The sequence below is a fragment of the Peribacillus sp. Bi96 genome, from assembly GCF_918698115.1.
Taxonomy (GTDB): Bacteria; Bacillota; Bacilli; order Bacillales; family DSM-1321; genus Peribacillus.
In genome coordinates, this window is the sequence record NZ_CAKKLV010000040.1 from 1 (window position 1) to 22,106 (window position 22,106).

Consider the following 22,106-nt stretch of genomic DNA (forward strand, 5'->3'; position numbering starts at 1 on the left):
GTACCATTATTACACCACAATCAGGCAATGAAACTATCTTTTCCTTCTTTTCTGAAAATGATCGCTATTTTCCAACAGAACAACAAGTGATGTTAAACTTTCAAGTTGAAAATTTGGATGACAGTATCAAACATCTAGAAAAAATGGGTGTTCCCCTTGTTATGGAAAAGACGATTAATGAATTTGGAAAGTTTATTTGGATTGAAGATCCAGAGGGAAGGCGTATAGAGCTTTGGGAGAAGTAATAGGATAATAATAAATTTTGTTGTTGAACTAAAAGGTGCGTTAGCTGAAGATCAGAGCTGTCTATAAGGCAGCTTTTTCTTTATGCAACTATCGGGGCAGATTAGTTCAATAAGGAATTGAGAAAAAATTAAAAAATCCCTTATTTAATTTTGTATATTTGATAATACAGAAACAGAGTATTAAGTATTAATAATAATAAAAATAGATTTTAAAGTTATTGTAATATACATAAATAGTGATAAGAATTCCAACTATTTTACTGAAAGTTGGAATTCTTATCAAGTTAGAGAGTGTTGGATTTTTAAAAAAATTTGATGTACTTCATAAATTCATTTGTAAAGGATTTTGACTCTTTTAGCGTGTCTTACTTGTACTAGAACCATTCTATTTCAGTCTTTACTTAATGTAAGCATCACTGACTAAAACATTAGAAAGAACATTTGTTGGGATGACAAATTCTGATTCACCATATGCACCAGGTGCCACTTCGTATTTATCGAAATAAATCACTAATTTTCCATTATTATTGATATAGAAGTTTTGGTTTTTATTTATTTTTTGGAACAATCCTGCTGCTTCGATATCATTTGGAATGCCCTCAACCCAATAATAATTATTTTCTTTATCTTCTTCATATCGCTCAATCATTTGGGTTTTGATATTTTCACTAATGATATCAATGTAATGATCATTTTTAAATAAACTTGGCAACGTAATTAATATTTCATGTTGTTTATCGATTGTGTCAAATTGAGTTGCAGAATATCCATTTGATGTACTTACTTCGTAACGTTTGATTGAAAGGATTTGCTCGTTATCCGTTTTTACTTCATACCCACTTTTAATTCCCAAGTGAGCTCCACCAATTTTATTCGCATATTTTGTTTCTTTTTTGAAGTTTTCAAAAAGTGCTTTTCCTTCTGTTAGGTATTTTTCATTTAATTCGTTTTCTAGTTTTTTATTTTTTAATCCACTCACTGATGGAACTTTAATATTTGCTTTAGATTGTTCTTCATTTACATTAAACTCAGTGAATGTAACGACTTTTGCTAAACTACCAATCACAGGTATGTTTGAGACAGTGGCTGCAAACGATTGATTTGTATTCACACCAGTTATAAATAATGCGGATGCGGCTACGGCAGTTAATGCTGTATATAATTTTTTATGATTTTTTTCCTTTTTCATTGGGTATCCAGCTTCTTGTTTTAATGCTTTTATGACCACAAAATCTAACTCATCTGGAATCGGAATATTTTCATATTCTTTTCTCAAGTTTTCTATTTTTCTATCTGTCATGAGAATCACTCCATTTCTAAATTTCATTCAACGTGATACGCAGCATCGATAATGCTTTATATAATCTTGTTTTCACAGTGTTTATATTTTTATCTAAAATTTGTGCAATTTCTTCTAATTTAAAGTCTTCAAAGTAGCGTAATATGATGACGCTCCGATATTGAACTGGTAACGAAGTAAGAGCGATCTTGAGATCGACATCTTCATAATGATCTGTTTTCCCACCATCCAAACTCGAAAGAACATTGTCATCTACTATAACCGATCTTTCCTGTTTTCGAAGAAGATCAATTGAAGTATTAATCACAATTCGATAAAACCAAGTTTTCAAAAAATCTGGATTCTGCAACGTTTCTTTATTGGATAGTGCTTTTATAATCGATTCGTGTACAACATCTAGCGCATCTGCCTGGTTCTTTACATAGTGAAAAGCAAGTCTATAATATTTTTCTTTGTTTTGTATCACAAAATCTGCAATCAACTGATCTAAGTTTAGTTCGTTCACTATATTTAATCCTCTCAATCGATGTGGTATTAGAGCTCTGTACTTATTAAACGTATAGCTTGTCCAAAAAGTTTTCATTCTAAGAGAAAAATTTCAAGAAATAATATATTATCTAGTTTTTTTGCTTTGAAAAAGACTATTGTTGATTTTCTTTAATTAAAGACCTCGTTAAAACAGCAGATTTGATTAGCGAGTACTTATAGAACTAAAGGGGCAGGTTAGTTGAACAAGAAGTAAATGTTAAAATATTAATAATGACTAAGACGTGGTGTATATAAATGGGTAAGAAAATGAGAAAGTTTATAGTATTAAATGCAAATAGGTTATCCTTCATAATAATTACTATTTTGCTAATTGGTGAGGTTTTAGCTTTAGTGAAGGAACAATCTACTTGGAATATTGTATATGTAATTATGCTAAGTATTTCGTGGTTGAGCTTTTTGTTGCTGGTTTTAGTAAAACCTAAAACAGTTGGAGAGGAGTAATTGTGTATTCAACTAACGGGGCAGGTTAGTTCCATAAGGAATACTGTTAAGTGACATTAAAGTCGTTTAAAAACGTCAGTCCTGTTATTCCATTAAAGAGCCGGATTGTGGAGGATTGGAAGAAGGAAAGCTATGTATAATTAGTGATGTAAGTTTATGCTTTTTATGTAATAATTATTTTGTAGAAATGTAAAGTTACAATTCATACATAGTGAAGGTGGGGATCATAATGGCAACGGGAACGCATACTGTAGTAGTTCCAGTAGATGTACAAGCAGTTTGGGATTATGTCAGTGATCTCGAAAAATGGGCAACGACAGTACCAGCCTATAAAGAACATGAAATCATAAATGACAAGCAATCTATTTGGACATTTGAAGGTAGTGTGAAAGGTATTAAAAAAACAATACAAGCGCAGGTAGATATTACCGAATGGAATGAACCTTCAAATATTAAGTTTGAACTAAAAGGTTTATCAGATAATTTTACAGGAAGCGGTCACTTTACTGCAGAAGATGTTAATGGTAAAACAATAATGACTTGTACGGTGGAAATCCATGCAGGCGGATTATCTGGTGCGGTGTTAACACCAATTATTAAATGGGCTGTTCCAAAAGTAGCATCTCGTTTAACAGAATCTATCGCACGTAAAATTGCAGTATTCTCATAGTTTTCAAAGATTGAAAGCCAATTCATTTTGGAGATACCTTCTCTGAAGTATAGATGGTAACATTCTGAAGTGACCAATATAATGATATCGAGCTCTACTAGAAATTTTATAATTAGCGGAAAGGTGGCTGTCCAAAAAGGATGGCCTCTTTTTTTCAATATTCCAGAATCGCTTTTCTTAATGAACTAACGGGTGCGTTAGCTGAAGATCAGAGCTGTCTTTAAGACAGATTTTCTTTATGCAACTATCGGGGCAGGTTAGTTCCATAAGTATTGTTAAAATGGACTATATATAATTTGTAAGTCCTATCTCATGACCGTATATATAATTTCCAATAGATGGTAATATACAGAATGAATTATTCATATGAAATATTTATAGATGGTACCAAAGGTATTTTTCGAAAACTATCTATAGGCCATAATAAGAATTATCCAAGAGACACCCTAAGGATCTTGGTGTTTGTCTGAATCCATCCTTGAAGCTTTTCAGGGATGGATTTTTATTTTTTACTTTTCTTAGCTGAATAATATGTCTCAAGAGCGACTTAAAAGAGAGCTGGATTTTCAACCCGTCTTATTGCACTAACCTGGCCCTTAGTTCCGTAAGAAAAAGGTTGCCGCAGCAACCTCCCTTATTGAAGTAAAGTACCTGTAAGTTGCATAACTAAACCTTTGATACTTCCCATAAACCAATAGAAAACAAAAGGACCATAAGAAGGCACACTATAATATATATCGCCTTTCTTACCCTAAATGGTAGTGAAGTTATCAAAAGATAAACAAAATTACCGAAGATTCCTGCTCCACTTACTACTTCACTCTGCTCTTTATCTTGTTCTTTAGTATATCTAATGGACAATATTAATCCTGTTAGAGATAAAAGAACAAGGAAGAGAAACCCTATATCTATGTTCAATTCAATTTGCCTCTCTTATTTTAGGTGGATCTCGTTACTTTATATGCATTTTTCACCACCACTTTTACAAGCTTCTGAATCTAATATATTATAACTCCTTGTTGAACTAACCTGCCCCTTTAGTATAGTAACTAAACTGTAAACGGATTGTTACGCAAATAGCATTGTTGAAGGAGACTTCAATGTATATAATTAATACTCGTTAAGGAGTGTTGAAAGATGATAAGCGTCACAGTAGATAAGTTAAAATTCAAGAAACAATTATCGGTGATTGAACAAATCACACTGAAAGATTTTCTGTATACCTGGGTAGGTAGCTCAAGCAAGGGATTTGATGATTTTTTTCACCTTGAGTACACAGTAGATGTATTTGCCAAAATGGAAAAAACGACGAATGACACCGATTTGTTGATTTCTGATGATGATTATTTCAGATACATAACATTGACGGAAGATAATCAAATTGTGATAGGTGTTTTAGATATGAATTCAGAATTAAAACATAGAATAATTGTTCACTAGATAAGATTAAATAATTCTTCGTTTTCTTTAACCCATACAACAAGAGGCAGCGTGGTACACTGTCTTTTTTTATTTGTTCACTATATGTCATTGTTTGTTATACCTTGGATAATGATATTAAACGAGAAAAAATATTAAAAGGGCCAGATGTAAAGAAGGAAGACGTTCTACAAGATGCATTAGATAAGATAGTACGAAGTGATTACTTTATTGCGAAAACCGACCAAGTATAGGATAAATTCTTCCTTAATTCGTTATATACAGGTTTTGCATGAAATGCATTGTTTTAAATACCATACTGATTATCAATGAATAGTGAGTAAATAAAAGGTTATTTCTTTGCATAGTTTTCTTCAATTTTGTTGAGTAACTTGAATATGGGAGAGTAGATTAATGTCAGAAACGTATCGTTCTCGTCAGGAACGAAAACAAGTGGAAAAAACAAAACAAGATCAAAAAAAAGGTGAAAACTCCCCTAAAAGAAGGTCTTTCTTGAAAAAAGTTTTACTTTGGTGCTTACTGTTAGTTGTTGTTTCAATTGGAATAGGGGCAGTTACGGTTGCAGCAATGATTAAGGATGCACCTAAAATAGATGCTTCAAAACTAGTCGATCCGCTTTCTACCAAATTATACGATAAAAACGGGAATTTCATTTACGAATATGGTAAAGAAAAGCGGACAAAAATTAAGTATTCTCAAGTTCCAAAAATGTTGGAACATGCTTTCATTGCCACGGAGGATGCACATTTTTATGAACACAATGGCATTGATATAAAAGGAACTGCGAGAGCAATCTTCAAGAACCTAAAAGGGGATTTCGGATCTCAAGGCGGAAGTACGATTACACAGCAGGTCATTAAAAACTCCTTTTTGTCACCTCAGAAAACAATAAAGCGAAAGGTACAGGAATGGAGCTTGGCCTATCAGCTTGAGCAAAAGTATTCCAAACATCAAATCTTAATGATGTATTTAAATAAGATCTACCTTGGAGACGGGGCATATGGTGTAGCAGCTGCCGCCAAAAATTACTACGGAATCGATGCCGATCATCTAAATAAATTAACGCTTTCGGAGGCCGCTATGCTGGCGGGGCTCCCACAGAGTCCAAGTTATTACGATCCCACTGAACCCGAACATGTGAAAGCTGCAACAAATCGTCGTAATATTGTTTTAGAAGCTATGTATAAACAAGGGTATATTACGAAACAGCAATTGGAGGATGCAAAGAAGGTTCCAGTTACAGCAGGACTTGTTCCAAGAACGAAACAGAAAGGGATGCCGTACGAGGCGTTTTTGGACGCTGTTGTAAAAGAAGTTGAAGGAAAGCTGAAAAATGTAGATATCAGTTCGGATGGATTATCTATTTATACGACGCTAGATCCAAAAGCTCAGACCTTTGCGGACAAAATAATGAACACCGATACGATTATTTCTTATCCAAATGACAATTTTCAAGGAGCCTTCGTATTTTTAGATACAAAAACAGGAGAAGTTCGAGCTATTGGAAGCGGTCGAAACCAATTTAAAGCTTCCTTCCGAGGCAACAACTTTGCGGTTGATATTAAACGTCAACCAGGATCTACTTTCAAGCCAGTCTTTGATTATGGTCCGGCTATTGAAAATTCAAAATGGTCTACAGCACACCAAATTAATGATCATGAGATAACCTACTCAAATGGTCAATCTATTTCTAACTGGGATCATCAATATCACGGAATGTTGTCGATTAGAACAGCACTTCAATGGTCATACAATATTCCAGCACTCCTTACCCTTCAAGAAGTAGGGTTGGATAGAGCACAAAACTTTGCAGAAAATCTGGGTATTACTTTTAATAATAATAAGGTGTACGAATCATATGCGATTGGAAGTAATACGGTTAATCCATTAGAGTTGGCAGGGGCATATAGTGCTTTTGGAAATAACGGTGAATACAATACACCACATTTTGTTCGTAAAGTTGTCTATCCTGATGGCAGAGTTGTTAATTTAACTCCAAAGCCAAAACGTGTTATGCATGATTACACAGCTTATTTGGTGACGGATATGTTACGGACAGTCGTAAAATCTGGTACAGGAAAAACAGCAAATGTCCTTGGACTAGATGTGGCTGGAAAAACTGGCACAACCAATTTTGACAGTAAAACCAGAGCACAATATGGATATCCATCCGGTTCGGTAAATGATAGTTGGTTCGCTGGTTATACACCGCAATACACTATGGCGGTTTGGACTGGATATACTAAAAATGGTTCAGGTAATTATATGGATGGAAATACAACTAAAATCTCGCACCAAATGTTTAAGGTCATGCTGGAAGCGTTTGGAACAGACCAAAGTAGCTTCCAGCAGCCTAGTGATGTATACCGGGTGAATAATGAACTGTTCATTAAAGGTGCAAATCCTGAAGAAGCTCCACCAGTTACAAAAAATAAAAAAGAAAAACCATTGGATATTGGTGGAAATAAAGAGGAAAAAAAACATAAACAAGAGGAAAAGAAACACAAACAAGAGGAAGAGAAGCATAAACAACAAGAGGAAAAGAAACACAAACAACAAGAGGAAAAGCAACACAAACAATAAAGATTTTTAGGATGGGATCGCATTGGTTCCATCCTTTTTTATGATACACATAAGAGAATGTGAGGGTTTCTACTTAAACTATAGGGTGCGTTAGCTGAAGATCAGAGCTGTCTTTAAGGCAGTTTTTTCTTATGCAACTATCGGGGCAGTTTAGTTGAATAAGAATCCTTTTATTTCACTCGAATCAATGGGATTATATGGTAATATAAAAATGAAGGAAAATTGATTTTTAAAAGGGAAAATCCTATTGAAAAATTCAATCATTGGTGGTGTGATTCTCATTGAAAACTATCCAAAAGATGTATGAGCATTTAAATTGGGCTAATCAACGTATTCTTGAAACATTGCAAAGTATTGAAGATAAAAATCAAGAGGTGAGCCGTTTGTTTTCCCATATCCTACTTGCAGAAAAAGTATGGATAACTAGATTACGAGGATTGGACAGTTCACGACTGCCCATCTGGTCAGAGGTCGATATAGAAGTCTGTGCAGAGCTTGTTATGCAAAATAAAGAGAGCTTAACAACGTTTCTTACTAATTTATCAAATACTGACCTAGATAAATTAATATCCTACACAAATAGTAAAGGAAAAGAGTTTAAGAATTCTATACGGGATATTTTAATTCATGTAGCATTGCATGGTCAGTATCATCGAGGACAGATTAACTCACGACTTCGAGCAGATGGTTTTGAACCAGTTAATATTGACTTTATTACATTTGTGAGATAGATGTATTCGGGGTAGCCTTATTCAATACTAGTTTATGATATGCGTCTATGTTCCACTAACAGGTGCGTTAGCTTAAGATCGGAGCTGTCATTAAGGCAGCTTTTTCTTTTATCGAGGCAGGTTTGTAAAAGAATGCAGGTACAAAGATTTTTCTGAAACTGAAAAAATTAAAATCTTGAGGGGGAGTAAAATGAAAGATATTCATGATGAAAGCACATGGCCCGTTTGGGCTAATGAGACAATAGACATTGTCGAACCAAATCCCAAGTGGGTAGAAAAAGGTAATCAGGAAAAAGCACTTCTTCTTAATCTTCTTTCAACTTTCGGCATAACGGAAATTCAACATTATGGAAGTACATCTATTCCTAATTTACCAGCTAAACCAATCATTGATTTAATGGCTAAAATTGATTCATTTCAAAAAATAAAAGAAATATCTTCATTGTTAGCTAATCATGACTGGCATTATGTACCACCTAACATAGACAATCGACCTTGGCAAAGATTTTTTGTGAAAGTAATTAACGACAAACGAGTAGTACATTTACATATTTTACTTGAGGGAGAAGAACGGTGGGATAATCAGCTACTTTTTCGTGATTTATTACGGACTAATCAGCAGTTTATTGATGAATACGCTATTCTTAAAAGAAATTTAGCAAAAAAATATAGCAATGATCGTGAAGCGTACACTAAAGCAAAAACAGAATTTATCAATTATGTTCTTAAATCTTAGTTGCGAACTAATATAAGTTTGTGAAGAAATGTACTTAAACTAACGGGTGCGTTAGCTGAAGATCAAGCTGTCTTTAAGGTAGCTTTTTTTTTATGCAGCTATCGGGGCAGGTTAGTTCAACAAGCTTTAATTAAGAAATATTCCCATTTCAAACTTATTTAGAGCAAGGTTATTTCTTGCTTTTTTCTTTGTGTTTTAAAGTTGCTTTTTATTCAAAAAGGGTATTTTTTATTGAAAAATAATACTTTTAGTGTAAAATTACACTAAAAAGGAGTATTTAGTATATATGGAAAAAGAAGAATTCATCAATTTAATATCAGAAAAAATGAAACTTGTCCGAACAGAACAAAGTTTTTCTCAAGATAAGATGTCTGAAATTCTAGGGATTTCAAAAAAAACACTAGTTCAAATTGAAAAAAGAAGAACAGAAGCCAATTGGACCACCGTTGTTGCATTTTGTGCTTTGTTTAATCATAGCCAATTGTTGATCTCATCAATTGGTGACAATCCAGTTGATTTTGTTCAGTTAATTGCTAGCAATAATGGTGGTACGCCTAAAGAAAAAACAATGGGTGGTAAGATATGGTGGAAAGAAATCGAGTATAGAGGGGATTTTCGTTTGCAACAAAATTTGATTAGTAACCATTACCGTATATTGGATCAATATGATTATCGTTGGCATAGTTCTTTTAATAAAGAAGAGAGTTTAAGTCGTTTAAATGAATTACAGGAGGTGGGGACTATCGAGATAGACAAAGGTATTGGGATGGGGATATATGAAGAATAAGATTTTGCTTGTTCTAAGAAAAATAGTAATTGGTATTCTAATAGTCTGTTTATACTGTTTTCCTTTTGTTTATTTTTCAATGCACCAAGATTTTGCTAACCGCTCAATGCTTGGCTATTTAATTATGATTGTAGTGACTTCACTTCTTGCTTTCTTCGGCAAACTCTTTAATAATTCAATCTCTCTTATTATTGGTAATATATTATCTGTAATAATTTCATTTTATTTCATAAGCGAGATGACAGGGAACGAACGATGGGGTGGCTATTTTAAGCCACTAACTCCATATCAATTATTAATCTTGGTTAGTTTTTTGAATTTAATTCCTCAGTTCTTCGCTATGAAGTTAGCAAATAGACACAAAAATAACGTTAAAGATTAATTTGATTAAGAAGAGTATCTTCTTGAATTAGAAGCTACTCATTTCTTTAATAAATATCAACAATATTCATTAACATAGCCTACATAAAAAGAAAAAGTAATAAAAGCCTACTTCCTTAAATAGCAAGGATCGTAGGCTTTCTTTATTCTTATAAGTGTTTAATTTACAATAAAGTCGTACCGATTTGAAAAAGGTTTAACCGTTTTTCTTATGGAACTAGGGGCAGGTTAGTTCAACAAGCGTAGTGTATACGAACTGTGCATATTTAGATTTATTAACTTATCGATTTCCTCTCTTTCAAAAGTTGAATAAAAAGCACTTTCTATTCAACTTTTCTAGAAATATAATTAAACGGAAAGGAGGCAATAAGAATGAAACATAATTCTATGCACCAATGGCATAGAGAGCATAATAAACGGGTAGCAGAATTTCACAAAAAGCACGCTGCTCAAGTAGCTAATGGAGAAAACGGAAACGGTTGGTTAGCCAAGCTCGAAACGTCTTTTTTTAATAAAGTACTTGTTCCTCTTAAAGTTGTGAAATAACATCTTTTTTTCTGCTCCTGTTCTTTGAGGAGCAGTTATTTTTTGATTTTATATAAATACTTTGTGACACAGTATGTGTCAACTCTGCAATAAGTCTTATAGAACTAACAGGTGCTTTACTTCATTATCAGGAGCTGATCAGCAGCTCCTTTTATTATGGGGATTATTGTAATGAATGAAAAAGAGATTTGAGCACAAAAAGACCTCTTGATATGATGAAAGTGTCCCAAGCTCGCAAGCGAAAAGGACAAATACATCATAAACATGAGGCCAATCATGAATAATAACCAAAACAAGTAAATCGGTCAAATTTTAAAAAAACGGTACAATTAATGGGTCGTCCCGCCTATTGTATGAATATCCGATTCATATTTAGCAGCTGTGACAGCAGCTATTTTTATGCCCTTAACAATTGTCTCAAGGCTTAAACTAGGCGCTTCTTTATTAATAGTTTGCTCCGGAATGAAAGGAATATGGATAAATCCACCCCGGATGCTTGATGAGGCTCGGGTGATATAGTCCATTAATCCATAGAAGATATGGTTGCATACAAATGTTCCGGCGGTATGGGATACCGATGCAGGAATGTTGCTTTCCTTCATGTTTTCGACAATTCTTTTGATGGGGATCGTAGACCAATAGGCTACTGGCCCTTTGTCTGCAATAGGCTCATCAATAGGCTGGTTTCCCTGATTGTCAGGGATTCTAGCATCATCCATATTGATTGCCACCCGTTCAGGGGTGATGTGAAGCCGACCCCCGGCTTGTCCTACACAGATAACGATGTCAGGATTATGCTGCTGGATAAGCTGCTCCATTACTGCAACTGATTTCCCGAATACAGTTGGAATTTGTTCAGCAACTAGAGTCACATCATCAATAACTTCTCCATGTAACTGTTTTACTGCTTCCCAGGAAGGGTTTACTCTTTCTCCGCCAAAGGGCTCAAACCCGGTTAATAACACTTTTTGCTTCATGAAGATCCCTCCTATACTCCTAATGAAACAAGTAAGTACATAAGTACGATATTGAAAGCTAATACTGCCAAAGCTGTTGGAACTTGAACTTTTATGACATGGTTTTTATCTTTCAAGTCCAGCAAGGCTGCCGGCACAATATTAAAGTTGGCAGCCATTGGCGTCATTAATGTTCCACAATAACCCGCAAACATAGATATGGCAGCTATATGATTTGGATTAGCGTCAAATTGGTTAATCAGAAAAGGAATGGCGATACCTGCAGCCATAACTGGGAAGGCAGCAAAGGCGTTCCCCATGATCATAGTGAATATAGCCATGCCGAGACAGAAAATGACCACAACCCAAAATAGCGAACCTTCGGGAATGATTGCTGTCACAGCTTTGGAAACGACTGTACCAACCCCTGCATTTGTGTAAATGGTTCCCAATGTTGCAAGTAGCTGTGGCAGCAATACAGCCCAACCAATAGATTCTAGCAGGCGACGTGATTCTTTCACAGCCCCTGTAGGTGTTCCGCGTGTCATCACCATCGCAAAAATAATGGCAGTCAAACACGCCAGACCTAAAGCAACCATCGTTACATTAGATGGATCCAGCAAAGCCTTTCCGCCAATTTTAACACCGTCTAGCAGCTTAGAACCAGCTAAGGTTAAAATAGGAATCAAGATGGCGGGTAGGAAAAGACGGCCGCCAAGCCGTTTTCTTCGCTCTTCCTTTACAGTAATGCTTTCTTCAACATGTTCGCTTTTCTTTAACCCGCCACCTGCAATGATTAAAACCATAATAATAACCATAAGCCCAATGTAAAATGGCGGAATAATTTGGCCGAACATTAATGTAATTGAATAAATCAAGTAAAAGCTTCCCGTAGTCAACCGACGGCTGTTCGTCCGATCAGTGAAAATATATAGGGAGCAGCCTAGAACAATGATGCCCATCAATACGTAAATCATTTCAACTGAGAATATCATAATAGATGCTCACTTTCTCTTTGGAGTGTTTATCATTATTGGCCACGACTGCCCAAACGTTTATCCAGCTTTTTATCAAACATACGGAGGCGAATAGCGTGTACGATAAAAGCAAAGATGGCAGTAGGAATTCCCCATAACGCCATTGATATTGGGTCAGCAGGGATATTGTTCTGTTCAAAAAATCCGTTCATCAATAGAATTGCACCAACCGCCACGAAAATATCTTCTCCGAAAAACAAGCCGATATTATCGGTAGCGGCAGCGTGTGCACGGATTTCCTGTTGCTCTTTCTCAGGTAGCTTACCATATTTTGTTAGAGCAGCCCCTTCTGCCATTGGGGCAATCAGCGGACGTACAGTCTGCGGATGACCACCAAGGCTGTTTAAACCAAGAGCAGCTCCGACTTCCCTGATCAATAAATACATGGTCAATACCCGGCCAACAGTGATGGCTTTAATTTTTGATACAACCTTTGAAGCTTGCTGCTGGAGACCATTTTTTTCAAGCAGCCCAATAACGGGAAGCGTGACTATAAGAATAGACATGTACCTGTTAGTTGTAAATGCTTCGCCAAATTGCGTAATAATACTGGTAATGGGAATACCTGCAATCATCCCCGTAACGAGTGCTGAAATAGTTACCACAACTGCTGAATTGAATCTAAGTACGAAGCCAATCATGATTAAAAGAACACCAATTAGAACCATACATATCCCCTTTCTTATTATTAAAACTATTCTGCAAAAATATAAACTACATGTTATTGTACATTAATGTAAGAATTTTTGAAATAAATTTTTTATTAATCCAAGTGACTAATTATGTAAAAATCAAAGTCATTTATAATGAATGAATAGAAAAAACGCATCAAAAATACTTATTTACAACAGTAGAAAAACTAAAAATGGGACACGCCTATTTCTGTGGAAGAAGCATTACAGAAATAGGATTGTTATATAGTCTATTTAACTAACGGGTGCGTTCGTATTATAAGGTTAGCCAGTTTTTACTGGTTGACCTTTTTTTAATAGAATCTATTATATCAGTAGCTAGGGTAGGACGTACGGGTGCGTGGGACTTGATCCCGTGAACTAAACTGTCCGCCCCCTACTTGTAGAAACATGTTTGAGGCTGGTTGGGACGTAGATCTCGTATAACAAGCGAAGCTATGACACTACATGGAGGACTAGGGGTACTGGTTAGTAAGTAGAGGAGGTAAAAATAATGAATCCAGTTGTTGGTCTGGATGTGGCAAAAGGAGAGAGCCAAGTTCAGGCATTCTTAGATCAATCTAAACCGTATGGGAAGAGCTTTTCATTGATGTAAAATGGGAAATAGATTAATGCAAAGGAATATGAGCACTTTTTAATATATTATTTGTAAAAAATATTCATTCTTATGACCTTCAATTTTGAAAAAAAGTACTTAAACAATAGAATGCTTTTATGCAATATCTTAAGTGGCAAGAAGGCTCTTAATACTGTTGAACAATCCTCCGTTAAAGGGCGCGATTCTTTAATAAGAATCGCTTTTCTTATAGAACTCCCTCAGTTTAATAGATAATGCTCACGAATACTCGCTTATTCGCAGGATTTCAAACCATATGGTATAGGTTGCTTTAGATGAACGAAAGAGATAGGACCGTTTTGATAAGATGAGGGAAGATTGAAATAGGGGATCTATCGAAAATCCTATATTATTACATATACTGCACGCATTTTCCACGCTGCCCTGGAGGCTTTCCCTCCCATGTCTCAACGGGTCATAATCCTATGCCCTTTCATTCCTTCGTCATGCCTATCCAAGGGGTGGAGGCCGGTTTTGCTAACGGAACGGGTCATTGCCCTTTTTGAGGGTGTAAGTTCAATCTACTTGATTGTTGGAGATGAACGAAAGAAGTTAGACAATGTGGGATGGGGAAGTAGTTATTACGATAGTAAAGAAAACAATATGGCTGAAGCCTTATCCTTTGAATCAATCAAAAAATATGAAGGCCAAGACATTCGTTTAGAAATCAAAAATTTAACGATTTGGAATGACAGTGGCAGGGATAGTTTAAAAACGACATGGTCACTCGGTTTTAGGCTTGATCAATCTGCCATCTCAGAAAGAGAAACCGTAGAAATAAATAAAGAATTCACTTTTGAAAAAGAAACATACAAGATTAAGCAGGTAGAGTTTGCAGCATTAGAAACAAGAGTTGTAGTTACAGGAAAAGATACTAAGCTTATGAAGGATGAAACCGGAATGGAATATAGAGTCATGAGCAAATTGGAAAATCAATTCCTTAATGCAAGGAAAGTAGATGAAGAAGACGGTTATGTCGTTGATCATAAAAAATCCGGTGTATTTCTAAGATCAGCTGGTGAAAAAATTGAACCGATTTTTAGTAAAGGGGAAGTAGAAGGCAAAGATGATGAATATATTATGATTTTTGCTCCAGTTAGGGATCGCCAGGACTGCATTCTTGAAGTTGGTAATGATATTAAGATTCCACTAACAAGATAAATAATGGTTCGTTTTAACTATTTGAAATTGGCAGCTTTTTTGAATAAGAAGCAAAGGCGTATAAAGAAATTCCAACCAACAACTCAATATCTTAAAGAACTAACGGGTGCTTTAGCTGAAGATTGCTTTGACCTTTGTTCAACAATTGGGCCATTTAATTGAAGATCTCATCAGATAAGTAATAATATTTAAAGGAATAATTCATTCTGATAAAGAATATTAAAAAACGTGATGATAAGGAGGCGTTTGTATGGCAAATCATGTAGAAAGTCTATATAACTATCATGTATGGGCAAATCAACGGATTATTGATCATCTTAAGACACTTTCTCCTGAGAAATATCAAAAGGAAATGAAAAGTGTCTTTTCTTCTGTTTCAAAGGTTTTATCTCATCTCTATTTGGTGGAATATGGATGGCTTAATACCATCGAGGGTCAGAGTATGAATGAAGCAATGCAATCTTCATTTCAAATTCAAGAAAAGATTGAGAAACTGCCCATTGAAGACTTAGAAACTGAATTTCACACTTTAACATCTCGGTTTAAATCCTTTTTGAACAGACAGGAAGATATGGAAAAGAGAATAATGTTGGATAATCCATGGGCAGGATTAAGAGAAACAAGTATATCTGAAATGGTCTTACACGTTGTGAATCATGGAACCTATCATAGAGGGAATATTTCAGCTATGTTACATCAGTTGGGTGATTCTTCAGTTATGACTGATTATGCTTTTTATTGGTATTCTTGAAATGTTATTCATTATAAATAGGCAAGAGAAGAGTAATCCATTTTTTCTTCATAAAGGTGAAGTTAGCTGAAGATCGGAGCTGTCTTTAAGGCAGCTCTTTCTTTATGCAACTATCGGGGCAGGTTAGTTGAAGAAGGATTATTGCTTATGGTTGCCGAATTGATTAAATGAACCGATCAAGCTCCAGATGCAATGCGGGCATATTAACCTCAAAACGCCTAAGGTAAAAAACCAATTGAAATGAAAGAAGTGAAGGGTTTGATTAAATATAAATGTCTCCATCATGTAAGTCTTACTGTGACAGATTTGGAAAGAGCAAAAGAATTCTATGGTAAAACTTTATGTTTAAAAGAAATACAGCGTCCCGATTTTGATTTTCCAGGTGCCTGGTTTGAAATAGAGGGAAATCAACTTCACTTGATAGTCGATCCCTCTTCTCAGACGATTCGTAAGGATAAAAGCTTATCCAGCAGGGAAGGTCACTTTGCCCTTAGAGTCGAGAACTACCATGATACTCTTAAATGGTTAAAACAGAATGAAGTTGAAATCCTTGAAAAACCAGACGGGAAAAGTGGATTCGCACAAATTTTCTGTGCCGACCCAGATGGTAATTTGGTTGAACTTAATGTTAATCAAAAAGATCTATAAGTGGGCAAGGATAAAGGCTGCCATTGCTTGCTCTTTTCGTAGTAACGGGACAGTGTAGTTGAATAAGATTCTGGATTCATGGTATCCATCCTGCAATTTCTAAAACCGTCAAGACTATTTCAAAGACAATTAGAATCACAATGATCCATTCTACGAATAATCCCCTGATCGAATGGCTGATGTTAGAAAATCCATCCATAATGTTATATAAAATTTCGGTTTTACTTTTCAAGATTTTATACCGATCATTCAATTCAAAAAAATCCAGCATTCCGTCATAAAATTCGCCGGCAATGCTGCTTGTCCATGTAATATCGGGTTTATCCAGAATCATGATATACGCAAGGGTGTTGTACTCGTGACGTACGATTTTGGCTGTCGTTCTCGCTAGTTCCTTGTTGCCGATTCTCAGCTTTCCTTTCTCAAGTCGGTCTATCATGGTTTCGAGCTTGTCGTGGATTTTTCCGAGTTGTTCCTCAGTTTTTTCGAGTGCCACCGATTTTGCAAGAACAGTGGAAATTAATTCAGGGTAGAATAATTCAAATTTTGGCACCAATACATATTCGTCGGTAAACCTGATGTTTTCAGTTTCTCTGAAGTGAAGGTTGTAATCGTCCGTATATCTATCTACATGGACGAGATCAATATCCGGCTCGAAAGAATGGATAAAGGCTAAAAATTCCTTTATCTCATTCGCGTGTGCGTAATTAATGAAGACAATGCTGCCAAAGGAAAAAACCAGCACCTGTTGCGATTCATTCACATTTTTATTAAGGATGGAATTTAGAATATCGTCTTTAAGGATTAAAGGCTCTTCCCAGGTGAATTTTTTGGGAATGCCGCAATGAATGGCGATTTTGTTCAAATCAATTTCATTAGTGATTGCAAATGCTTTAAAGGTAATTGGCTCCATGTATATCACTCTCTTCAGCGAATTGGTCTTTTTCGATTTTATTCTATCTTTCCAAAAACATGCTTGAAGAATTCTTGAAGTATCCCTTTTGTGGAAATCATTCAGAATATATATATAGCATGCGTAAGAAAGTGAAATATACTTACATAAACCGTCTCAGAGAAACACAGTAATCGTCATACACGGAAATATAAAAAATATGGAGTCACTTCTATAGGTGACGGCTACCATCCTTGGGGAAGTCGTTCAAGAATTTATGAGGGCAATAACTTTAGCTTAGCGATTTTTCTTAATGAACCAACAGGTGCTTTAGACGAAGATCAGAGTTGTCTTTAAGGCAGCTTTTTTCCTATGGCATTAAAGGGTTAGGTAAGTAGGATAAGGTTATGATATTGTTGAGATAAAAGTATTAAAAGACTGTGCTTATTTATCCCCTATATTTATTCTAGTATAGAAAGATTGGAGAGAGAGACAATGGATTGGGTAGACATGATGGCACTTACTGGGATACTTTTTTATTTGATTCCAATAGCATTTATTGTTTGGTTTTTAATCAGCTTTCTAAAAACTCAAAAGGAAAGAAACAACTTACTTAGAGACATCTTATTAAAGCTAGATAAGAGGTGACGATATGGTAAGTGGTTCATTTGCTTAGCTTTATTACTGGGGAAGACGAGCTTAGCGAATTGAAAAACTCAAAAAGAAGGATAGATCATTCACCTGATCTATCCTTTGATTCTAGGATCATACTCATGATTGAACGATAACCAAAAGACCGGGCACCCATAGTATCCAGCGGCCCACATAAAGGTGATGTTAATTAAAAATAAAGTTATAGTTTCTCTTTGCGAGCTTTTACAGAGCTCATAATGTAAAAACTGATGATCAACACCAAGATGGACAATGTATAGATAAGAGTATGTACCGGATCTTTATGATGGACAATAATGAGCCGTATCATTGCCGTTATGCCGATATAGAGAAAATATCGTATCGGAAAGTGATAATCCTCTTTGAAATATTTTACAATCATAGCTATGAATTCAAAATACAAAAAGAAAATCAAGATACGCTCTAATAATACCAATTCTATCCTTATTTCTGGATCAAAGAATGCTATTTTAAAGAAATAAAGAATCTCCTTACCAAGTAACACGCATAATGATAAAGCTAATAAAATCAAGGCGATATTCAAGACAAATTGAAGGATATCGGCTATATTTTGACTTTCCCATTTTTTCTTCTTTTTACTATGACTATGACTATGACTCATCGGCACTCCCCCGGATATCAAATTTTATGGTTCACGCTATAGTCATTAAATCTAGCACTTCCCTTGTTAGGCATCCCAGGCACTTATATCATCTATATAAGAACGTATCAAATGGAAAGCAATACACAGTACTTTATAATATTCGGCATTGCCTTATCATAGTAATCTGCATTTTCAGATTACTTATATCCAGCTTGTTGTGCTTATCCGATAAATCACTTCATTTAATTCTTAAATATGCATGTTCAGTATTGTTAAATGAATATCTATCGTTTGATATTCGGAACTATCCTCACTTGCTTATCCTCATTTAATACAGACAATTAATCCTTTTCTTATTCAACTTTTCCAATACCTAAACTTTGCAGTGCTTGTTTAACATTAGCCATTGAATGTATAGAAGATATGTTTATTCCAAGGTGAACGGCCAACTGAGCGAACTCTGGTTTTATTCCTGTGATAATGGTGCGAACACCGAGCAGTTCCAATACTGATTTAATTTTTAATAAATATGCAGTGACAAACTTATCAAAGTTATAAATTCCTGAAAAATCTATAATCAACCAATGAACATTCTGTTTTTGCATTTCTTTAGGGATAGTTTCTAATAATTGCTTGGCTCTGCCTGAATCAATAGAGCCGACTAGGGGGAGAACCGAAATTCCGTCATATACAGGTACAATAGGGGCTGACACTTTATTAATCTCTCTTTTATGATGTCTTTCTATTTCTTTTCGGGTAGATATATCTCTAATAGTGGTTTGTAGCGCTCTTTTGTTACCATATTGTACAGGAAGACAATATAGTTCTATATCCATTAATGTACCATCCAGCGTGTACATTTTTTCTTCCATTAACTCTCCTGGTACATTTTCAACCATAGATTTTTGTATTCTTTCTTTTATTAAAGGTTTGCTTTCTTTTCTATAACGATCTAATAAGCAAGAACCAATAATTTCTTCTTTGGTTCCTCTCATAATTTTAGTACCTGCTTCATTAATATATAAAATTTCATAGTCTGCGTGAATAACAATAGTTTCGACTGAATACTCGATGATTTCCTTATATAACATTTCTGGATGAGTTAGATAATGTTCATTAAAAACATCTTTTTTCATTATGATTTCACTCCCCTTATCACAAAGTGTAAATTAATTAATAAAATTCAACAAGCGATTGAATCATAGTTAATTATGATATACATGAAAATCCTAGGTGAAATTGCTTTCCTACCTGGCTTCCAATGAGACATATGAAGTTATCTTTGAAGCGGTAAACAAGATGGGAAGAATTTGAAACGATTCAATTGAAAATACGTATATATAATTATTCAATCAGTATAGGAAGAAGGATGAACATGTTTTATGGTTTACTAATAATGGGTGTAGCGTTATTTTTCTTAAGTATTTTTTTGTTTATTTCTATGTTTATTGAAAAAGAATTTACTTTTTTCGATACGTTGAAAGCTCTTTCTGCACTAATATTTGGCGGATTATTATTAGTTATAACTCTCCCAAGCCTAAAATATATGCTATTTAAAGAGTATGATGTTGTAAATGGAAGTTGCATCATCGAGATAAGTTCTTCTGGACGCTCCAGCGAAGCGTCATTTGAAATGCCTGATACGGATGAGCTATTTTATTTCGAGGATATTCCTGACCTGGATGCTTACGGAAGGGCAGTTCCCTACTATTGTAAGGTCACCGTAACAAAGGATCATGAGTTTGAAATAGGTTATAAGATTTATGACGCTAAATCAAGAGAACTTATACTAACAAGTGAGTAGCACATGTATACAGTTGATAAATAAAACAACTGTATTTTTCATTAAAACATCTAGTAGGAAGGTTGCTGTTCAAGTTGGAGGGGAGACATGAAAACTAAAAAGACAGTAGTGATTATAGCTTTCGGTCTAATATGTATAGCTATCTATAAATATCTATTACATAAGGATTTATGGGATGTAAACGAAGCATTATTAAAAGAAGGAGTGTTATCAATTGGGCATTCCGTTGAAACAATAAATTTAGTAGATGTAACACCGTTTGACTGGGATGTAGTATATTCCTTTGGACCATATACCCCGAAAGATCATATATATGAAACGGTAGGTTATAAATGGGATAATATTAGTGAAACAGTAAATGAAGGAATGAATCAAATTGTATTTTTGAACGATGGAAAAGTGGTCTGCTATTTATATGGTTATCCTGAGAATAATGGATATGGTATATCTTTTAAATCTGAGAATTATAAAGATGCTGGTGATATGCTTAATATTAAGGATGATTTAAAAGAGGAACTAAGCAATGATATGGTTTTTTTAACTGCCAGGTGCGTTACTTCAAAATCAGGAGCTGATTAGCTTTTTTATGGAACTAAAAAGGGCATGATAATTAGGCGGTGTTTCGTAATGGGATTGTTTTTTGAAAAAAGAGAAAGTACTAAACCATTTATACTGATTAGATATGTAATGATAATAGCAATGGGCTTACTTTTATTATTAGTTATAATTAATGATTTTAATTTTGATTTAATGAAAAATATATGTATTTTATTAGGAATTGGATCAATAATAGATGGATTTGAAGATTTTTATATAAAAGAAAATAAGAGGCAGATGTTATTAAATTTTGGTATTGCTTTTATATGGTTCGTCGTATTTTTTGTATAGCATTTATATGGTGATTCTTAACACTTTTTATGGAACCAACAGTTTGATTAGCTTAAGACCGGAGCTGCCTTTAAGGCAGCTATTTTTTTATGCAACTATAGGGGCAGGTTAGTTGAAGAAGGAATATTGGTGAAAATTACAGAATAAACCAATGTATTAATGTTGAAATTTTTTTTATAAGGGGAGATATAATTGTCAATCTCAAAAGATATAAGTAGTTACATTGTTCGTACTGGGAAAATTGAAGATGCCGAGGCTATTTTAGAGATACAGAAATCAGTTGTTTCCGAAGGCAAGTTTCTAATTGCGTATCCAGAAGAGTTTAATAGAACTTCATCTCAACAAAAAGAATGGATGCAGAGCATATTAGACAATGAAAAAGAAACATTAATTGTCACTGAAAAAGATGGTGAAGTTGTTGGGTGGATAGTATTTGAAATGAACCAAAATAGAAAACGATTGTCTCATACAGGTTCATTTGGAATGATGATAAGAAAAGGTTACAGAGAACTGGGGATTGGAGGGATGCTACTAAAAGCTTTATTGGACTGGGCAGAGAAGGATCCTAGGATTGAAAAGGTAAGTTTAGCGGTTTTCTCAACAAATCATAGGGCAATATCCTTGTACAAAAAGATGGGGTTCATTGAAGAAGGCCGTAAAATTAAAGAATATAAAATGAGTGATAATGATTATGTGGATGATATTCTTATGTACAAATTAGTTTAATGACCGTTGATTGGAACGTAGGGCACTCGCTTTCCGCGGGGTCTCGCACAACCGTTCCAATCAACTTTGTTTTAACATTTAGATAACCCCTTTTGTCTACAAAATCAAGAAGAACTGTGATCCTGAAGTGAACCCAAAAAGTTAGACACTTTATTTAATTAGGCAGCCTTGAGGGCATGAATCCGGTAATCTACCGGGCTCATGCCTTTTAATTTTACCTTGATTCGTTGATGATTGTAGTAATGGATAT

Annotated in this window: 26 protein-coding genes; 17 read left to right on the plus strand and 9 right to left on the minus strand. The window is 34.8% G+C overall.

Annotated elements, in window-relative coordinates:
* Window positions 1–245, plus strand: a 245-nt coding sequence (locus LQ203_RS25890) for a glyoxalase (protein WP_230162638.1), incomplete at its 5' end; no start/stop codon positions are given.
* A 397-nt stretch (window positions 246–642) separates the two neighbouring features.
* Here LQ203_RS25890 and LQ203_RS25895 read toward each other — a convergent pair.
* Window positions 643–1,545 carry a DUF3298 and DUF4163 domain-containing protein gene (locus LQ203_RS25895; RefSeq protein ID WP_230162640.1) on the minus strand — a complete coding sequence of 301 codons (903 nt, stop codon included), beginning with the start codon at window positions 1,543–1,545 and terminating at the stop codon, window positions 643–645.
* A 16-nt stretch (window positions 1,546–1,561) separates the two neighbouring features.
* Window positions 1,562–2,050 carry a sigma-70 family RNA polymerase sigma factor gene (locus LQ203_RS25900; protein ID WP_230162642.1) on the minus strand — a complete coding sequence of 163 codons (489 nt, stop codon included), beginning with the start codon at window positions 2,048–2,050 and terminating at the stop codon, window positions 1,562–1,564.
* 278 nt (window positions 2,051–2,328) lie between these two features.
* On the opposite strand from LQ203_RS25900, the gene LQ203_RS25905 reads away from it, so the two are divergent.
* The 9 genes from LQ203_RS25905 (at window position 2,329) to LQ203_RS25945 (ending at window position 10,409) form a co-directional block, all read left to right on the plus strand.
* Window positions 2,329–2,535 (plus strand): hypothetical protein, encoded by a 207-nt coding sequence (locus tag LQ203_RS25905; protein ID WP_230162644.1) that lies wholly within the window; start codon window positions 2,329–2,331, stop codon window positions 2,533–2,535.
* Window positions 2,536–2,764: 229 nt separating this feature from the next.
* Window positions 2,765–3,205 carry an SRPBCC family protein gene (locus LQ203_RS25910; RefSeq protein WP_053347531.1) on the plus strand — a complete coding sequence of 147 codons (441 nt, stop codon included), beginning with the start codon at window positions 2,765–2,767 and terminating at the stop codon, window positions 3,203–3,205.
* 1,137 nt (window positions 3,206–4,342) lie between these two features.
* Window positions 4,343–4,645 (plus strand): hypothetical protein, encoded by a 303-nt coding sequence (locus LQ203_RS25915; protein WP_230162646.1) that lies wholly within the window; start codon window positions 4,343–4,345, stop codon window positions 4,643–4,645.
* A 393-nt stretch (window positions 4,646–5,038) separates the two neighbouring features.
* Window positions 5,039–7,228: a PBP1A family penicillin-binding protein gene (locus LQ203_RS25920; protein ID WP_230162648.1), complete on the plus strand. Its 2,190-nt coding sequence runs from the start codon at window positions 5,039–5,041 to the stop codon at window positions 7,226–7,228.
* Between the two features lie 281 nt (window positions 7,229–7,509).
* Window positions 7,510–7,959: a DinB family protein gene (locus LQ203_RS25925; protein ID WP_230162650.1), complete on the plus strand. Its 450-nt coding sequence runs from the start codon at window positions 7,510–7,512 to the stop codon at window positions 7,957–7,959.
* Between the two features lie 190 nt (window positions 7,960–8,149).
* The gene (locus LQ203_RS25930) at window positions 8,150–8,695 is read left to right on the plus strand and encodes a GrpB family protein (protein WP_230162651.1); all 546 of its coding nucleotides are present in this window, start codon (window positions 8,150–8,152) and stop codon (window positions 8,693–8,695) included.
* 286 nt (window positions 8,696–8,981) lie between these two features.
* Window positions 8,982–9,482 carry a transcriptional regulator gene (locus LQ203_RS25935; RefSeq protein WP_230162653.1) on the plus strand — a complete coding sequence of 167 codons (501 nt, stop codon included), beginning with the start codon at window positions 8,982–8,984 and terminating at the stop codon, window positions 9,480–9,482.
* Entirely contained in the window at window positions 9,472–9,864 is a 393-nt protein-coding gene (locus LQ203_RS25940) for a hypothetical protein (RefSeq protein ID WP_230162655.1), read from the plus strand. The genes LQ203_RS25935 and LQ203_RS25940 overlap by 11 nt, the downstream gene beginning before the upstream one ends.
* Window positions 9,865–10,235: 371 nt before the next feature.
* Window positions 10,236–10,409, plus strand: coding sequence for a hypothetical protein (locus tag LQ203_RS25945; protein ID WP_230162657.1), 174 nt, complete (start codon window positions 10,236–10,238; stop codon window positions 10,407–10,409).
* A 329-nt stretch (window positions 10,410–10,738) separates the two neighbouring features.
* Here LQ203_RS25945 and pcp read toward each other — a convergent pair whose 3' ends face one another.
* From pcp to LQ203_RS25960, 3 genes are read right to left on the minus strand one after another with little or no spacing between them, the layout of a single operon-like run.
* A complete protein-coding gene (gene pcp, locus LQ203_RS25950; RefSeq protein WP_230162659.1) occupies window positions 10,739–11,386 on the minus strand; it encodes a pyroglutamyl-peptidase I in 648 nt (215 codons plus the stop codon).
* 11 nt (window positions 11,387–11,397) lie between these two features.
* On the minus strand, window positions 11,398–12,360 hold the full coding sequence (locus LQ203_RS25955; protein ID WP_141995143.1) for a DUF979 domain-containing protein: 963 nt from the start codon (window positions 12,358–12,360) through the stop codon (window positions 11,398–11,400).
* A 35-nt stretch (window positions 12,361–12,395) separates the two neighbouring features.
* Window positions 12,396–13,070 (minus strand): DUF969 domain-containing protein, encoded by a 675-nt coding sequence (locus LQ203_RS25960; protein WP_098178254.1) that lies wholly within the window; start codon window positions 13,068–13,070, stop codon window positions 12,396–12,398.
* 1,165 nt (window positions 13,071–14,235) lie between these two features.
* On the opposite strand from LQ203_RS25960, the gene LQ203_RS25965 reads away from it, so the two are divergent.
* The 3 genes from LQ203_RS25965 to LQ203_RS25975 all read left to right on the plus strand — a co-directional run bounded on the left by LQ203_RS25965 (window position 14,236) and on the right by LQ203_RS25975 (window position 16,270).
* Window positions 14,236–14,871 (plus strand): hypothetical protein, encoded by a 636-nt coding sequence (locus LQ203_RS25965; RefSeq protein WP_230162660.1) that lies wholly within the window; start codon window positions 14,236–14,238, stop codon window positions 14,869–14,871.
* Window positions 14,872–15,121: 250 nt separating this feature from the next.
* Window positions 15,122–15,622, plus strand: a complete 501-nt coding sequence (locus LQ203_RS25970) for a DinB family protein (RefSeq protein WP_230162662.1) — start codon at window positions 15,122–15,124, stop codon at window positions 15,620–15,622.
* A 258-nt stretch (window positions 15,623–15,880) separates the two neighbouring features.
* Window positions 15,881–16,270 carry a VOC family protein gene (locus LQ203_RS25975; protein WP_230162664.1) on the plus strand — a complete coding sequence of 130 codons (390 nt, stop codon included), beginning with the start codon at window positions 15,881–15,883 and terminating at the stop codon, window positions 16,268–16,270.
* A gap of 76 nt (window positions 16,271–16,346) precedes the next feature.
* Here the strand turns inward: LQ203_RS25975 and LQ203_RS25980 are convergent, their stop codons facing one another.
* The 3 genes from LQ203_RS25980 to LQ203_RS25990 all read right to left on the minus strand — a co-directional run bounded on the left by LQ203_RS25980 (window position 16,347) and on the right by LQ203_RS25990 (window position 19,574).
* A complete protein-coding gene (locus LQ203_RS25980; protein ID WP_230162666.1) occupies window positions 16,347–17,183 on the minus strand; it encodes an RMD1 family protein in 837 nt (278 codons plus the stop codon).
* Window positions 17,184–18,015: 832 nt separating this feature from the next.
* A complete protein-coding gene (gene psiE, locus LQ203_RS25985) occupies window positions 18,016–18,456 on the minus strand; it encodes a phosphate-starvation-inducible protein PsiE (protein WP_230162668.1) in 441 nt (146 codons plus the stop codon).
* Between the two features lie 335 nt (window positions 18,457–18,791).
* Window positions 18,792–19,574 (minus strand): PAS domain S-box protein, encoded by a 783-nt coding sequence (locus tag LQ203_RS25990; protein ID WP_230162669.1) that lies wholly within the window; start codon window positions 19,572–19,574, stop codon window positions 18,792–18,794.
* 239 nt (window positions 19,575–19,813) lie between these two features.
* On the opposite strand from LQ203_RS25990, the gene LQ203_RS25995 reads away from it, so the two are divergent.
* From LQ203_RS25995 to LQ203_RS26010, 4 genes are all read left to right on the plus strand, one after another.
* Window positions 19,814–20,242, plus strand: coding sequence for a hypothetical protein (locus LQ203_RS25995; protein WP_230162671.1), 429 nt, complete (start codon window positions 19,814–19,816; stop codon window positions 20,240–20,242).
* Between the two features lie 87 nt (window positions 20,243–20,329).
* Window positions 20,330–20,821: a hypothetical protein gene (locus tag LQ203_RS26000; protein WP_230162673.1), complete on the plus strand. Its 492-nt coding sequence runs from the start codon at window positions 20,330–20,332 to the stop codon at window positions 20,819–20,821.
* A 48-nt stretch (window positions 20,822–20,869) separates the two neighbouring features.
* Window positions 20,870–21,130: a hypothetical protein gene (locus LQ203_RS26005; RefSeq protein ID WP_230162675.1), complete on the plus strand. Its 261-nt coding sequence runs from the start codon at window positions 20,870–20,872 to the stop codon at window positions 21,128–21,130.
* A gap of 192 nt (window positions 21,131–21,322) precedes the next feature.
* On the plus strand, window positions 21,323–21,856 hold the full coding sequence (locus LQ203_RS26010; RefSeq protein WP_230162677.1) for a GNAT family N-acetyltransferase: 534 nt from the start codon (window positions 21,323–21,325) through the stop codon (window positions 21,854–21,856).
* A 158-nt stretch (window positions 21,857–22,014) separates the two neighbouring features.
* Here LQ203_RS26010 and LQ203_RS26015 read toward each other — a convergent pair.
* Window positions 22,015–22,106: IS3 family transposase (locus LQ203_RS26015; protein ID WP_230156708.1), on the minus strand; the 92-nt coding region annotated here is incomplete at its 5' end.